Annotated in this window: 10 protein-coding genes; 4 read left to right on the top strand and 6 right to left on the bottom strand. The window is 40.0% G+C overall.

The features are described from left to right. The first annotated feature begins 386 nt into the window (after positions 1-386). From addB to IC621_RS26990, 4 genes are read left to right on the top strand one after another with little or no spacing between them, the layout of a single operon-like run. Positions 387-3,872, top strand: a complete 3,486-nt coding sequence (gene addB / locus IC621_RS10335) for a helicase-exonuclease AddAB subunit AddB (protein WP_191158223.1) — start codon at positions 387-389, stop codon at positions 3,870-3,872. Continuing rightward, on the top strand, positions 3,873-7,574 hold the full coding sequence (gene addA, locus IC621_RS10330) for a helicase-exonuclease AddAB subunit AddA (protein WP_191158222.1): 3,702 nt from the start codon (positions 3,873-3,875) through the stop codon (positions 7,572-7,574). 58 nt (positions 7,575-7,632) lie between these two features. Then, the gene (locus tag IC621_RS10325) at positions 7,633-8,814 is read left to right on the top strand and encodes an exonuclease SbcCD subunit D (protein WP_191158221.1); all 1,182 of its coding nucleotides are present in this window, start codon (positions 7,633-7,635) and stop codon (positions 8,812-8,814) included. Next, positions 8,811-12,224, top strand: a complete 3,414-nt coding sequence (locus tag IC621_RS26990) for an AAA family ATPase (protein WP_191158220.1) — start codon at positions 8,811-8,813, stop codon at positions 12,222-12,224. Before IC621_RS10325 ends, IC621_RS26990 begins: the two co-directional genes overlap by 4 nt. A 186-nt stretch (positions 12,225-12,410) precedes the next feature. On the opposite strand, the gene IC621_RS10315 is transcribed toward IC621_RS26990, so the two are convergent. The 6 genes from IC621_RS10315 to IC621_RS10290 form a co-directional block, all read right to left on the bottom strand. Then, positions 12,411-12,845 (bottom strand): DUF6157 family protein, encoded by a 435-nt coding sequence (locus IC621_RS10315; RefSeq protein ID WP_191158219.1) that lies wholly within the window; start codon positions 12,843-12,845, stop codon positions 12,411-12,413. Positions 12,846-13,064: 219 nt separating this feature from the next. After that, the gene (locus tag IC621_RS10310) at positions 13,065-13,283 is read right to left on the bottom strand and encodes a spore germination protein (protein ID WP_191158218.1); all 219 of its coding nucleotides are present in this window, start codon (positions 13,281-13,283) and stop codon (positions 13,065-13,067) included. 63 nt (positions 13,284-13,346) lie between these two features. Further along, positions 13,347-13,727 carry a spore germination protein GerPE gene (locus IC621_RS10305; RefSeq protein ID WP_191158217.1) on the bottom strand — a complete coding sequence of 127 codons (381 nt, stop codon included), beginning with the start codon at positions 13,725-13,727 and terminating at the stop codon, positions 13,347-13,349. Position 13,728: 1 nt separating this feature from the next. Next, a complete protein-coding gene (locus IC621_RS10300; RefSeq protein WP_191158216.1) occupies positions 13,729-13,905 on the bottom strand; it encodes a spore gernimation protein GerPD in 177 nt (58 codons plus the stop codon). After that, entirely contained in the window at positions 13,902-14,525 is a 624-nt protein-coding gene (gene gerPC, locus IC621_RS10295) for a spore germination protein GerPC (RefSeq protein ID WP_191158215.1), read from the bottom strand. The genes IC621_RS10300 and gerPC overlap by 4 nt, the downstream gene beginning before the upstream one ends. A 246-nt stretch (positions 14,526-14,771) precedes the next feature. Continuing rightward, positions 14,772-14,990, bottom strand: coding sequence for a spore germination protein GerPB (locus IC621_RS10290; protein WP_191158214.1), 219 nt, complete (start codon positions 14,988-14,990; stop codon positions 14,772-14,774). Positions 14,991-14,996: the final 6 nt, after the last annotated feature.

Genomic DNA, 14,996 nt, shown 5'->3' with positions numbered 1-14,996 from the left:
GATGTGAGCAATTAATGGACAGAAGGATGCACCTGTTAAAAAAGTGACAGACTACAGGAAAGCTGCCATAGTGCGTACATCATTCACTTTTTCTTCGATAAATGGAATTAATAACAAAAGGGAAAAGACGGTCACTAAGTCTAAAACTTGGCAGGCTGTACAAATGGTCAGATTCCTAAGTTTTCGATACAATAAGGGATAGTACATTATCAATCCAGGCTGGCTTCAAGCAGTGCGGCTGCCTCTAAAGAAAAAGTTTAATTGTCACCTTTATTATTATATGGAGATTATTAAAATATCTTTGACAATATAGAGATTACCAAAATTAAAAGAATTACATACACCGATGATTATACATAGAATGACCTTGGAAAGGGGTTTATAAAATGGCTGTGCATTTTTTATTAGGACGGTCAGGAAGCGGTAAAACGGCAGCCATCCTATCTGAGATCCGCTCCAAATTAGCGGATCGGCCTCAAGGCAAGCCGATTATTTTACTGGTACCTGATCAGATGACATTTGCGATGGAATATGAATTAATCAAAACTCTTGAACTAGGGGGGATCATCCGTGCCCAAGCATTCAGCTTTACAAGGCTTGCATGGCGTATTCTCCAGGAAGAGGGTGGAATAAACCGCCGTCATCTCTCAAGTACAGGAATTCAAATGATGATTCGAAAAATCATTGAAGAACGGAAGCAGGATTTTAAAGTATATAGCAAAGCAAGTGATAAAAGCGGATTTGTAAGTCACATTGAGCAAATGACAACAGAATTTAAACGCTACTGTTTATCACCAGACGAATTAGAACAACAAATAAAGCACCTTACACTTGCCCAAAACCCGTCTGAAAGGGCATTAGCGGACAAGCTTCATGACCTGGTTCTTCTATATAAAGAGCTTGAAAGGGAATTAAGCAATCAATACATCGATTCAGAAGATTATTTGCAAATGCTTGCTGAAAAAATTCCTGAATCCTCCTATTTAAATGAAGCAGAAATTTTTGTAGATGGTTTCCACAGTTTTACCCCGCAGGAGTTTATGGTGATAGAAGCACTGATGAAGCATTGCATAAACATGACGTTTTCATTAACAGCTGATAAACCATTTCATGAACATTTGCCTCATGAGCTTCATCTGTTTAGAATGACAGGCATGACCTATCATAAATTGACAGAAAAAGCGAAGGAACATCACATTGATTGCAGTGAAGAGGTGCTGAGCAGCGGTCAAAGATATGCCGGTTCTGCATCGCTTTCCCATTTGGAGAAGAATTATGATGCAAGACCGGCGCAGCCCTATTTTAATGAAGCAGATATTAACATCGTCCAAGCGGCGAACAGGAGAGCAGAAATAGAAGGAATAGCTCGCAGTATTCAAAAGCTCGTTCGTGAGAAAGGATACTGTTATCAAGATACAGCGATTCTTATTCGCAATTTATCAGATTATCGGGATTTAGTAGAACAGATCTTTTTAGATTATGAGATTCCTTTTTTTGCTGATGAAAAAAGAGCCATGCTGCATCATCCATTGATAGAATTTATTCGCTCAAGTCTCGAGGTTATTAAAGGGAATTGGCGCTATGAAGCTGTTTTTCGCTGTATAAAAACAGATCTGCTATTGCCTGTGACAGAGGATCGAAGAGAGATTCGGGAAGAACTCGATCAGCTTGAAAACTATGTGCTTGCCTATGGAATCAAAGGAGAAAAATGGTTTTCTGATGACCGCTGGACATATCGCCGCTATTATTCTCTTGATGATGATTATGTTAAAACGGATCAAGAGAGAGAAATGGAGGATTTAGTTAATCGGCTGAAAGAGCTGATTTCTCCACCGCTTAGGACTCTCCAGCTTTCCATGAAAAAAGCGAAAACTGGAACAGACTATGCTGAGGCTCTCTATCAGTACTTGGAAGACTTAGATATTCCATCGAAAATCAACCTTTTAAAAACAGAAGCAGAAGTGAACGGTCACTTAATAGAAGCGAGAGAGCACGATCAAGTATGGAATGCTGTTATCGATTTGCTGGACGAGTTTGTAGAGATGCTTCAAGACAGGTCAATGACATTTACACTGTTTCAGGAAATGATCGATACTGGGCTTGAAACAATGAAGTTTGCATTAGTACCGCCTGCTATTGATCAAGTGCTTGTTGCGAATTTAGAGCGGTCAAGGTTTTTTAATATAAAGTGCACTTTTTTAGTAGGTGTAAATGATGGAGTTCTCCCGGCAAAACCGTCAGAAGAGGGAATCCTAACGGAAGATGAAAGGGAAGTCTTGTTTCATCAAGGGATTGAACTTGCTCCAACGGCAAGACAGCAGCTTTTGGATGAAAATTTTCTTATTTATATGGCGTTGTCAAGTGCCTCTGAAAAGCTGACAGTTTCCTATCCGATGTCAGATGAAGAAGGACGCTCACTTTTGCCGTCGATCGTGATAAAGCGGCTGAATGAAATGTATCCAAACATTCAACTGATTTTTTATACAAATGAACCCCAGCAGTTTTCAGCAGAAGAGCAGTTAGATTACCTTGTAAATCCTTCTGTTACTCTTTCATATTTGACAGGCCAGCTTCAATCATGGAAAAATCACTATTCGATTGATGATTTGTGGTGGGATTCTTACAACCTTTTGCTGGATGATCAGGAGTGGAAATGGACTTCAAGGAAATTAATTAGCAGTTTATTTTATAAGAATGAAGCAGCTTCTCTTGAAGAGCCTGTCAGTCGTGAGCTATACGGTGAAACGATTTTAGGAAGTGTGTCGAGGATGGAAATGTTCAAGGCCTGCCCATTTTCTCACTTCGCTTCTCATGGGTTGAAATTAAAGGAAAGACAAATGTTCCGCTTGGAAGCACCAGATGTAGGGCAGTTGTTTCACGCTGCATTGAAATTAATATCTGACAGGCTCTATACGCTGAAGATGGATTGGAAGGACTTGACGAAGCAGCAATGTGAACGACTTTCCTATGATGCAGTCGAACGACTGGCTCCAAGGCTGCAAAGGGAAATTTTATTAAGCTCTAACCGTCACCATTATTTAAAAAGAAAGCTTCAAAAGATCATCATGAGAGCCTCGGCCATATTAAGTGAGCACGCAAAAGCGAGCGGATTTACACCAGTGGGGCTTGAGCTTGGATTTGGCAAAAACGGTCCGCTTCCTCCAATCCAATTTAAACTGGACAATGGCTGTGAAATGGAGTTAATCGGCAGAATTGACCGGGTAGACAAGGCTGAAAGCTCGAACGGATTGCTGCTAAGAGTTATTGACTATAAGTCTAGTGACAAGTCACTGAACTTATCAGAGGTTTATTACGGGATTGCTCTGCAAATGCTGACATACTTAGATGTTATTATTTCATATTCAAAGGATTGGCTTGGAGTTAAGTCTTCTCCAGCAGGGGTTTTGTATTTTCATGTCCATGACCCAATGATTCAAACGAATACAAAGCTTTCAGAAGACTTAGTTGAGGAAGAAATATTTAAAAAGTTTAAAATGAAAGGACTTCTGCTTGGAGATGAAGAGGCTGTCCGTTTAATGGATTCTTCACTTGACAGCGGACGTTCAAACATTGTCTCTGCTGGATTAAAAAAAGACGGCAGCTTCCGGTCTGATTCTGCGATTGCTAGTAAAGAGGAATTTAGCCTTTTAAGAACCCATATCAGGGATGTTTTCAAGCAAATCGGTACCGACATAACAAACGGTGTAGTAGATATTGCCCCATATAAAATAAAGGAGAAGGTTCCTTGTACGTTTTGCGATTTCAAGTCAGTTTGTCAATTTGACCAGTCACTTGAAGAAAATGAATATAGAGTTTTAAAAGATGAAAAAGGCCAAGACATATTAAACCGGCTCAGGGAGGAGGCAAAATAAATGGAAACGACCTTATCTAAACCGATAAACAGCCAGTGGACAGATGACCAATGGAAAGCTATTGCCTCAAACGGCCAGGATATTTTAGTTGCTGCGGCTGCAGGCTCAGGTAAGACAGCGGTACTTGTCGAACGAATTATTCGTAAAATCATCTCAAAAGAAAACCCGACAGATGTGGACCGGCTGCTTATAGTCACCTTTACAAATGCTTCAGCAGCTGAAATGAAGCATCGTATTGGGGAAGCTTTGGAGAAGGCGCTGAAGGCAAACCCTGCGTCTCTGCATTTAAGAAGGCAGCTGACTCTTTTGAACAGAGCTTCTATTTCAACGCTTCATTCTTTTTGCTTAAATGTTGTTAAGAAATATTATTACATGATTGACATTGATCCTGTGTTTCGAATTGCTGATCAAACCGAAGCTCAGCTGTTAATTGATGAAGTACTCGAAGATTTATTTGAAGAAGAATATGCAAAAGAAAATAATGAATGCTTTTTTGATTTGGTAGATCGTTATACATCTGACCGAAGCGATCATGATTTGCAAACCCTTGTAAGAGCTATCTATGATTTTTCAAAATCACACCCAAAGCCAGCTACCTGGCTCGAGGGCCTCGTTGAATCTTACGATGTAAAAGAGGGTACAGAGCTTTATGAATTGCCGTTTTTTCAATATGTGATGAATGATATTGAGCTTCAGCTTCTTGGCTGCCGGGAAAAAATTGTACAAGCTTTAGAGCTTACGAGAAAACCTGGAGGTCCAGCCCCAAGAGCCGTTAACCTGGAAGATGATCTCATGCAAATCAACCAATTACTTGAAGCTAGTGGCTCCTGGTCCGAGCTCGGGAAACGGATAAGTGCTTTTACGCCAACCCGTTTAAAAGCATGTAAGGGAGAGGAATATGATAAAGCTTTAATAAATCAAGTAACAGAGCTTAGAAATTTTGTAAAGGATCAGGTTCAGAAGCTGAGAGACGAGCTTTTTTCAAGAAATGAACGGCAATATATACAGGATTTAAAAGAGCTGAAATCTCCAATTCAGACGCTTATTAAGCTTGTAAAGGAATTTGGCGAACGCTTCGAAACGGTAAAAAAAGAAAAGGGCATAGTTGATTTTTCTGATCTTGAGCATTTTTGCCTGCAAATTTTAAGTGATGATTCAAGTGATGCAGCCCGTTATTATCGTTCACAGTTTGTAGAGGTATTAGTTGATGAATATCAAGATACAAACCTTGTCCAGGAATCCATTCTGCAGCTTGTAACAAAGGATGGGGAAGAAACAGGCAACCTTTTTATGGTTGGAGACGTAAAACAATCCATCTATCGTTTCCGGCTGGCTGAACCGATGCTGTTTCTTGAAAAATATAAAAGGTTTAAACAAAGCGGGGAAAATTCAGGTCTTCGGATTGATTTATCAAAAAACTTTCGGAGCCGCAGTGAAGTTTTAGATGGAACCAATTATTTGTTTAAGCAGCTGATGGGGGAAAAGGTCGGTGAAATTTCCTATGATCAAGATGCCGAATTAAAGCTGGGGGCTTCATATCCTGATGATGAACAGATGAAGACGGAGCTATTGATGGTAGAGCGGCAGAAGGATATAGCTGAGGAAGATCATTTAGAGTTTAATCTGGAAGAATTGGAAACCGTTCAGCTGGAAGCACGGGTCATGGCACAAAAAATCCGGGAGCTAATCGCGCAGCCATTTCCGATTTATGATGGTAAAACTGGACAAACTCGCAATATTCAATATCGGGATATCGTTATTTTATTAAGGTCCATGCCTTGGGCTCCACAAATTATGGAAGAGCTTAAGAAACAGGGGATACCTGTTTATGCTAATCTTTCTAGCGGGTATTTTGAAGCAACAGAAGTAGCGATTATGATGTCTGTGTTAAAAGTGATTGACAACCCTTATCAAGATATCCCGCTGGCTTCTGTCCTCCGATCTCCTTTGATTGGCTTGAATGAAAATGAGCTTGCTGTCATTAGGACTTTTGATAAGAAAGGAACCTACTATGCTGCATTAAAAGCTTTTCTGCAAAGCGGATCACATAAAAACGTGCAAGAAAAGGTAAACCACTTTTATCAAATGCTGCAAAAGTGGCGTGATTTTGCCAGAAAAGGGTCTGTATCTGATTTGATTTGGCAGATCTACCGAGATACAAAATTTAATGATTATGTCTGCGGTATGCCTGGCGGTAAACAAAGACAAGCAAACTTAAGGGCGTTATATGATCGGGCAAGACAATATGAATCCACCTCCTTTAGGGGAGTGTTCCGATTCCTGAGGTTTATTGAACGAATGCAGGATCGCGGGGATGATCTTGGAGCAGCAAGGGCCCTCGGTGAAAAAGAGGATGTTGTTCGGCTCATGACCATTCACAGCAGCAAAGGTCTTGAATTTCCGGTTGTCTTTGCAGCGGGACTATCCCGCCAATTTAATATGATGGATTTAAATAAAAAATATTTACTTGATAAAGAGTTAGGGTTTGGGACAAAGCTAATAGATCCCAGATTGCGAATAAGCTACCCAACGCTTCCACTTATTGCGATTAAGAAAAAGATGAAGATAGAGCTGTTGTCGGAAGAGCTTCGCGTGTTATATGTAGCTCTAACACGGGCAAAGGAAAAGCTTTATTTACTCGGAACGTTAAAAGATGCCGAAAAAACGTTGAATCAATGGCAAGCGTCCGCGTCTCATGAAGAATGGCTTTTACCAGATTTGCTCAGGATGCAGGCAAAAAGCTATTTGGATTGGATTGGTCCTGCCTTAATCAGACATAGAGATAGTGAATTGTTAAGAGAAAACGGTTCTACATTTTTAGATGAAATTTATAAACATCCTTCAAAATGGAAGATTACTCTTATGAAAGAATCAACTCTCCTTGCGGCAAGTGCCGATGAAAAAGAGGCGGATGAAGAAATGATGGACGCTCTTGCAGAAGGAAAAAAGGTAAAAGTAGAAGGTGCTTACAAGCAAGAGGTTCAAAACAGATTAAATTGGAATTATCCACATTTATTCTTATCCAAACTCCGATCCAAGCAGTCTGTTTCTGAACTGAAGCGGCAAAAGGCTCTTGAAGAGGATGAATACAGTGATCAATCCCTTGTTAAAACAGAGGGATCACCGATTCTATATAGAAGGCCTTCATTTATGCAGAAAAACTCGTTAACAGCAGCCGAAAAAGGGACAGCTATGCACACGGTTATGCAGCATATTAACCTATCAAATCCGGTCACAAAAGATTCCTTGCACAACACAGTGAATTTGTTAGTCAGCAAAGAAATTTTAACAGAAGAACAAGCCGATGCCCTCTCAATCAGCAGGCTGTTTCACTTCTTTGAGACTTCTGCTGGCAAAAGATTGACTCAATCTAACCAGGTGGAAAGAGAAATCCCTTTCAGCTTAGCTGTTCCCGTTTCCGAATTAAATGAAATGAATGAGGAACAAAAAGAAGTAGTTCTTGTCCAGGGGATTATTGACTGCTTGTTTGAAGATGAAGACGGCCTGGTCCTTCTTGATTATAAAACAGATCGAATATACGGAAAATTCCCGGGTGGATTTGAAGAAGCAAAGCCGGTTTTATTACTACGCTATGAAGCGCAAATAGCTTTATACTCAAAAGCCGTGGAGCAAATATACAAAAAACCTTTAGCAAGCAAATATCTTTACTTTTTTGACGGAGGGCATTTGCTCTCTTTATAGTTTTTGTTTTTTTCGGTACCAGGTACCGTCGTTTATCATTATTAAAGGAGGAAATCTCATGAGAATTCTCCATACAGCCGATTGGCATTTAGGAAAAACTTTGGAAGGCAGAAGCAGACTTCCGGAACAAGAAGAATTTATAGATGAATTGATTGGAATAGTTGAAGACCAAAACATTGATGCAGTGTTAATGGCAGGGGATGCGTTCGATACAGTAAATCCCCCTGCTGCAGCTGAACAGCTGTTTTACGAGGCGATTACAAGGTTATCGGATAAAGGAAGGAGGCCTACGGTGGTGATCGCAGGAAATCACGATAACCCTGACAGGCTTGCAGCTGCAACTCCGCTTGCAGGCTATCAAGGGATTCATTTAATCGGCTATCCAACCTTTGATTTGCTGAATATTGAAGTACCGCATGCGGATGAAAGACTGATGGTCGCTGCACTTGCTTATCCTTCAGAAGCTCGATTACAGGAAGTTTTGTCAGCAGACTCTGATGAAACTCAAATGCGAGATAAATATAATGATAAAATCAAGAATTTGTTTTCCCGAATGTGCCTTCCGTTTCGTAAGGATAGTGTAAATATGGCAATGAGCCATATTTATGTAGCAGGCGGAAGCACAACCGATTCTGAGAGACCGATTGAAGTAGGCGGAGCCTACACAGTAGGAGCAGACAGTTTGCCGGAAGCTGCCCAGTATGTAGCATTAGGGCACTTGCATAGACCTCAAGACGTTAAACGGGCAAACACAATGGCCCGCTATTCTGGTTCCCCTTTAGCATACAGCTTTTCAGAAATCGGTTATACGAAATCGGTTACCATTCTTGATGTAAAACCACAAGAAACACCAGAGCTTACCGAGCTCCCGCTCTCCAGCGGAAAACCGCTTGTCCGCATTCGGGCAAAAGGAGGAATTGAAGAGGTCTATCAATGGCTTGATGAAGGTCGAGATAACCAGGCTTGGGTAGATCTTGAAGTCTATTTAACAGATAATTTGTCATTAGAGCAAATTCATCGATTAAGGAAGGAGCATCCTGGCATCATTCATATTCGTCCGATATTTGAGAGATCCCATTCTGAGCTTGAACGGAAAAGAGAAGCGAATCTTCCAATCGATGAAATGTTCCGACGATTTTATGAGAAACAAACCGGTGGTGCTCAGCCTGACCAAGAACTGACTTCCCTTTTCCTTGAGTTGATCAATGAGGACAGCTCTTTGAAGGAGGGAACAAGGTGAGACCGATTGAATTAACAATTTCAGGCTTACACAGCTTCAGAGAAAAACAAACAATTGATTTTGAATCTTTATGTAATGGCGGAGTGTTCGGAATTTTTGGCCCGACAGGAAGCGGGAAATCCTCTATTCTTGATGCCATGACTCTTGCTTTGTATGGAAAGGTCGAAAGAGCTGCAAACAATACATATGGCATATTAAACCATGCCGAAAACCAAGTGAATGTTGCGTTTACATTCGAATTAACTAATAGGTCTGAACAAATTCGGTACACGATTGAGCGTGTGTTGAAACGAACAGATGAATATAGAGTAAAAACGACTGTTTGCCGGTTTATTGAACATCGAGATGAACAAGTGGTCCTCGCCGATAAAACGAACGAAGTAAATGCCAAAATCGAAGCTCTTCTTGGCTTAACAATTGATGATTTTACTCGTGCAGTTGTGTTGCCGCAGGGAAAATTTGCAGAATTTCTTTCCCTTAAAGGTGCTGAACGCAGACAAATGCTGCAACGGCTGTTTAACCTTGAACAATACGGTGATGAGCTTTCCAAAAAGCTGAAACGGCACCTGCAATCTGCTAAAGGACAGCAAGCAGAATTTATTGCCGAGCAAACTGGCTTAGGTGAAGCTTCAGACGAGGCACTGAAGCAGGCTGAAGTTGAGTACAAAGAGGCAGTGACTATAGTAAACAAACGGAAATCAGAATATAACGAGGTGCAGAAGAAATTTGCTCAAATGCAAGAGGTCTGGAGTTTGCAAAAGGAACAGAAAGAATATGAAGTCCAGTTATCCAATCTTGAAAAACAAAATGACCATTATGAGCAGCAGAGAAAGGATTTGCAGAAGGCACAAGATGCAATCCAAATAAAACCTTATGCAATGAGATTAAAACAAGCACAATTTGATAAGAAACAGTATTCAGAGGAACTCCTTGAAAAGAAAACAGCCTATGAACGCCATGAAAAGGCATATGAAAAAGCATTGACCTATTATGAAAAGGTAAGGTCTCTGAAAGCAAAAGAAGAACCACAGCTTGCAGCAAAAAAAGAAAAACTGAACTTGTTAATAGAGATTGAGGAAGACCTAAAGCAATTGCAAAAAAAGGCAAAGCAGCTTGAAGAAAAAAGAAATCAAGCAGACGAGAACCTTAAAAATAAAAAGGTGGAGTATGAAAAATCTGCTTCCCTGCTTCAAAAGGCGCAAACAAAGCAAAAACAACTCAAAGAAGAGCTATCTGGAACAGTTATAAGTGCACAAATAAGAGAAAATGTACAGCAAGCCCTTCAACTGAAGCTAACATACGAACATCTACAGGAACAAGCAGAAGAAATAGAGAATACAGTGAAGAAAAAACAGCACCAGCTAAACGAAGCTGCCCAAGCTATGAAAGAAGCTGCAGCCACAAAAGAAAACCAAGAAAAGTCAATTACTCACCATTTCGAAAATCTGCAGCAGCTATATAGTAAAGTATGTGAGCGCGAGCGTGACTACATAAAGATAACCGAAAATGTCGAAGCAGAAATCAATGAGCTAAAACACAAACAAGAAAAAGAACGGATGGATCATTTAGCAGTTACGCTCCGTAAGCAATTAGAGGCTGGAGAGCCATGCCCTGTGTGCGGCTCCTCTAACCATGAACTCACATCCTCAGAGACAAGTAATCATATGCAAACTGAGGAGACAACAGGCATAAAACCTTTGGAAGCTTTGCTTTCCGAAAGTGAACAAGACAAGCAGCAGCTTTATACGTTGAAGCTGCGCCTTGAAGAGCAAGCGGATCACTATATCAATGAACACTCTTTCCTGCAAGAAACAAGGATCCTCACAGATCAGGAAAAGGAATCGTTATTACTTGATGATTATTCACGAGCAGACGAGATAAAAGAAAGGAAAGAACAGCTTTCCACTGAGGTTAAGGCTCTTTATCAAGATTTTTTATCAATTAAAAGCGCGAGCAAAAGAACCGGCTTAACTATGAAGGATGTCATGAATCAAATTCAGCAATATGAACAAGGAATAGGTGCGCTTCAGCAGGATCTAAATGAACAAGTTCAAAAGCATGAGAAAATGAGAGAGCGTCTTTTTCAGCTTGGATCCGATTGGAAAAGCCGCTTCCCTAAACTTCCCAAAGAGGAGCTTGGAAGGATCCAGCAGGAAATACAGAGAAAAGACAAGCAAAACGAACAATTGGAAGCAAGAATTCAAAAGAGCATAACTTTTATGGAGGAAACAGAAAAAAGCCTCAAGGTTCTCCAAACGAATGAACAGGAGCTATCTACCCAGCTTTTACAAGTAACATATGATCTGAAAAATATAGAACAGCAAATAAAAGAAAAGGAGGAAAAAATAAGAATCGAAACAAATGGTGAAAGCAATCCTTCTGCTTTGCTTTTAAATGTAACGGATAAATTGACAAAGCTTGCAGAGCAGGAAAAACAGGCTTATGATGAATGGCAGAATCGCTCAAACCAGCTAACAGAGCTGAAAAGTCAGCTATCAGCTATTGAAAAATCTTATGAAACAGCAGTTGGCCAGTTTTCCCAGGCTGAAAAAGAATGGCTGGACCTGTCATCAAAAGGAAGCTTTCAATCAGCTGAAGAAGCACTGCAAGCCATTTTAGATGAATCGGTAATAAATCAACTAAAGCAGGAAATCGAGAGATACACAGATAAGAAGAAGCAATGTCTTAAAGATTTAAATAGAATATCTGAGAAGCTTGCAGACAAAAGGGTATCTCAAGAAAAGTGGGAAGAAATAAACAAAAGCAAGGAAAACCTTGAGTACCTTCTCCATCAAGCAGCAGAAGCAAGAGGAGCAGCAAACAATGCACTAGAATCAGTAAAGCTAAAACATAAAAGGTTTGCTGAAATAGAATCACAAAAACAAGAAATTGAACTAAGAATCGGCAGGCTTGAAAAATTACAAACCGTATTAAAAGGTAATAGCTTTGTTGAATATATGGCAGAGGAACAGTTGGAAATTGTCAGCAGACATGCGTCTATGCGCCTTAGTGAGCTTACAAGACAGCGCTATGCAATTGAAGTCGATTCACAAGGGGGCTTTATGATGCGCGATGATGCAAACGGGGGAGTTAAAAGGCCAGTATCGACTCTGTCAGGCGGTGAAACATTTCTGACTTCCTTGGCATTAGCTATATCGCTTTCTACTCATATCCAGCTGAGAGGAGAGTATCCTCTCCAATTCTTCTTCCTTGATGAAGGCTTTGGAACACTTGATTCCGAACTGCTCGATACAGTCATAACAGCGCTTGAAAAATTACAATCAGAAGAATTATCCGTTGGAGTGATTAGCCATGTGCAGGAGCTGCGTGCACGCTTGCCGAAACGATTGGTTGTAACCCCTGCAGAGTCTTCAGGGAAAGGTACTACAGTGAAACTGGAAACTTTATGAAAAAGCAGTTTGCCTTGGTTTTTGCTAGTTTACCTCTGCATGAACCTAAAAGAAAGGGATACAGTCTAGAGAGAATAGGTAAACTGCTGCAGAGTCTGTCTCTCCTGCAGCTCTTATGATTATGCTCCAAACCCTTTCTTTGGTCTAGTGTAAACTAACCTTTTTTATACGTTTCAGGCGGTGTTCTTAAGAATGCTTGCGGCTGCTACGCATCGCAGAAAGCACACTCAATTTATCGTCTTTGTTCTTTTGAAAGCCTTGGTACTCTGGAGAATTTACACTGTAAAGAGCGATTTTACCAGCTTCGTCAAAATGGAGGCCCCAGCCATATTTTTTCGGAAGCATCGAAGCTCGCAGGCATGCTTGAGGTTTTTGGAAAAACTCATCCTTGATTTGGGCACCTCGGGCCTCTAGTTCCTCTTCAGGGATAGCTTTGTGACGGATATACACTTCGAAAAGAAGATCCTCCTGAGTATATGTATAGGGGCTCTTTGATAGTAATTCATATTCAATGAGAGGTTTGGTAGGACCTTTCTTCCTAGCCGGCGGAATTAGCCCTTCCAATACTGGGCAGTCTGGCGCCACCGTAATAAATGTTTGATAATAATTATTGTCCTTCATGAACATTCCTCCTTGCAATAGGGTTTGGTTCATAAGTATATAAAATATACACTGACAAATACAGTCAGTTAAACTAAAAAAAGCGCAAGCGTCTTGTCCAACCCCGACAAGCACTCAGGCGGGTTAGGCGCTGGAGCTGGACAACAATAATTCTCTTTAACATGTTAATACTTTAATTTCTGAACCTACAAAAAAAGGGTAGTCAATAAGAGACTACCCTTAATTATTGCCTGTAATATTCTGATCATTCACATCTGGATCTATTAAGTTTGTCGCACTTATTCCATTATTCACAATTAAAAAATCTCCAGTATTCCCTCCACCTGATCCCGTAGCAGATTTTGACGTGCTTTTCGGAGAAAGATAGAAAGAATCACCGAAATTGACGACTCCCCCACTAATGGAATTAATACAAAGAGGTCCGATAATGGCTGGCATAAAAAACATCCTTTTCTTTCAGGGCTGTTGCTGTTAGTTTATGCAGTAGTTATCTAGGTGTTCTTACTTGCGGTTTTTATCCGGAAGAAGCTGACGGATATGGCGAATTCTTGACTCGGTTTGGATTCGATCAGTAGATCCCACATGGAAAACAGAAGAAGAGGAAACGGCCATAACTTTTATAGAATGGACTTTTATGACAGGTTTATCATGAAAAAAACCTGTCTGAATATTTTCAGTTATTAATGGTATAGGTAATTCTTGAAAAAATGCTTGATCATTTTTAAAGTTCCCTTCTCTGGCAAAAAAAAGATTCGATTCCCTTTGTACCGCTAATACTTTAAGACTAGGGGTTATCCTAACAGAATCACCTATTTGAAAGATGCTGCTGAGCCCTACTGAATTAACAGAAATTTGATCAACTGCCGATAATCGATTCAGCATATTATTCCGGAGCGAGCGGGACGAATGGTCCGATAATTAATGATTCTGGTGGTGTATCGAATATTGAAGATTGGGTGATTGTCTGGGCGTCTCCGACAATAAAGACAGACGAACTGGATACACCGAAGACACGAATACCGCCAATATTTAATTCCTTATTTACAACGGTAAAATTCATGAAGGATCCCCTCCTTTTATATTAGATGGCATATGCTGAAGAAAGTGAATAATCGAATTTTCTACATCCGTTTTCACCTTTTGCACCGTTTGATCGACTGCATCTTGAAGAGAGTTTTCATCGTCAATTTGATTATTTTTTGCTAGATAATACTGTATTCTGCTATCCATTTGTCTGCGGATATCATCAATAATCATAAATTTGTGCTGATCATCTAACTTGTCTTGGTACTGGTCTTCAAGGCTTTCTAAATAGTGCAAGCAGTCATTGGAAAGGAAGGAGTCAAGCTGTTCTTTAGTTAAAGAAAATGCTTGTTTTTCTAATTCTTTTTGGACATGCCCGACCTTCATTCCCTTTTGCATGACTTCAAAATTTTCAACTTGATCCGTATCCATCGGGTTTAAACCTATATTTAAAGTGCCTTCTAATGTTTCAATTTTTAATTGATCAAACTTATATTCAATTCGTTCTATATTTGTTGGGGAACGGTCTTTTAGTTTAGAGACAGCTAATTGTAATTCAAGTACCTGTTTTTCAAGCTGTTTTATTTTTCGGTCTTGAGACTGTACATAGGAGTATAATTGTTTCATATATTGATTAGCTTGGTCTTGATAGTACATTCTCTCACCTCAATTTTTTGTAAAAAATAAAGTTTAAGTTTGCTAACGTATTTATGGATGAAAATGAGCTTTTTTGCCGATTTCATCAAATCTGTAAGAAAGTTTGGGGATGATAAGTCTTTAGTGTTAAAATTCATTTCCAGCCACCTGAAATGCCTGTTGCCTGCACCAGCAGATCAAGCAGGCGTTGCAACAGGTCTTTAACATGTACGTTTCTAATTAAAGTTCTTACGTATGAGAGAAGGCTTAAGTTGTAGGAGCCTGCAACGGTACAATGCTTGTTGCATTAAGGTCAGTTCCTGCGGCTTCGGCTTCTGGAGCTGGTTCTGTGTAACCCCCGGTGTTATATAAGTTTGATAGCGGCTTAATAATTCCGGCACTACCTATTTGGAGAACAGAGGAGTTATTAACACCACCGACCCGAAGATAATTAATCTGGATTGTTTGATTAATGTAAAAATTCATTTATCT

The organism is Metabacillus arenae (assembly GCF_014773385.1).
Taxonomy (GTDB): Bacteria; Bacillota; Bacilli; order Bacillales; family Bacillaceae; genus Metabacillus_D; species Metabacillus_D arenae.
Note: the sequence above shows the minus strand (reverse complement) of the source record. Positions and strands in the feature narration are given on the sequence as shown.

What these genes read in the sequence shown, in the direction of transcription:
- IC621_RS10310 (WP_191158218.1), bottom strand. Translation starts at nt 13,283, where the DNA reads ATGCCAGCCATTATCGGACCTCTTTGTATTAATTCCATTAGTGGGGGA.
- IC621_RS10315 (WP_191158219.1), bottom strand. Translation starts at nt 12,845, where the DNA reads ATGAAGGACAATAATTATTATCAAACATTTATTACGGTGGCGCCAGAC.
- addA (WP_191158222.1), top strand. Translation starts at nt 3,873, where the DNA reads ATGGAAACGACCTTATCTAAACCGATAAACAGCCAGTGGACAGATGAC.
- IC621_RS10305 (WP_191158217.1), bottom strand. Translation starts at nt 13,727, where the DNA reads ATGCTGAATCGATTATCGGCAGTTGATCAAATTTCTGTTAATTCAGTA.
- IC621_RS10300 (WP_191158216.1), bottom strand. Translation starts at nt 13,905, where the DNA reads ATGAATTTTACCGTTGTAAATAAGGAATTAAATATTGGCGGTATTCGT.
- IC621_RS10325 (WP_191158221.1), top strand. Translation starts at nt 7,633, where the DNA reads ATGAGAATTCTCCATACAGCCGATTGGCATTTAGGAAAAACTTTGGAA.
- addB (WP_191158223.1), top strand. Translation starts at nt 387, where the DNA reads ATGGCTGTGCATTTTTTATTAGGACGGTCAGGAAGCGGTAAAACGGCA.
- IC621_RS10290 (WP_191158214.1), bottom strand. Translation starts at nt 14,990, where the DNA reads ATGAATTTTTACATTAATCAAACAATCCAGATTAATTATCTTCGGGTC.
- gerPC (WP_191158215.1), bottom strand. Translation starts at nt 14,525, where the DNA reads ATGTACTATCAAGACCAAGCTAATCAATATATGAAACAATTATACTCC.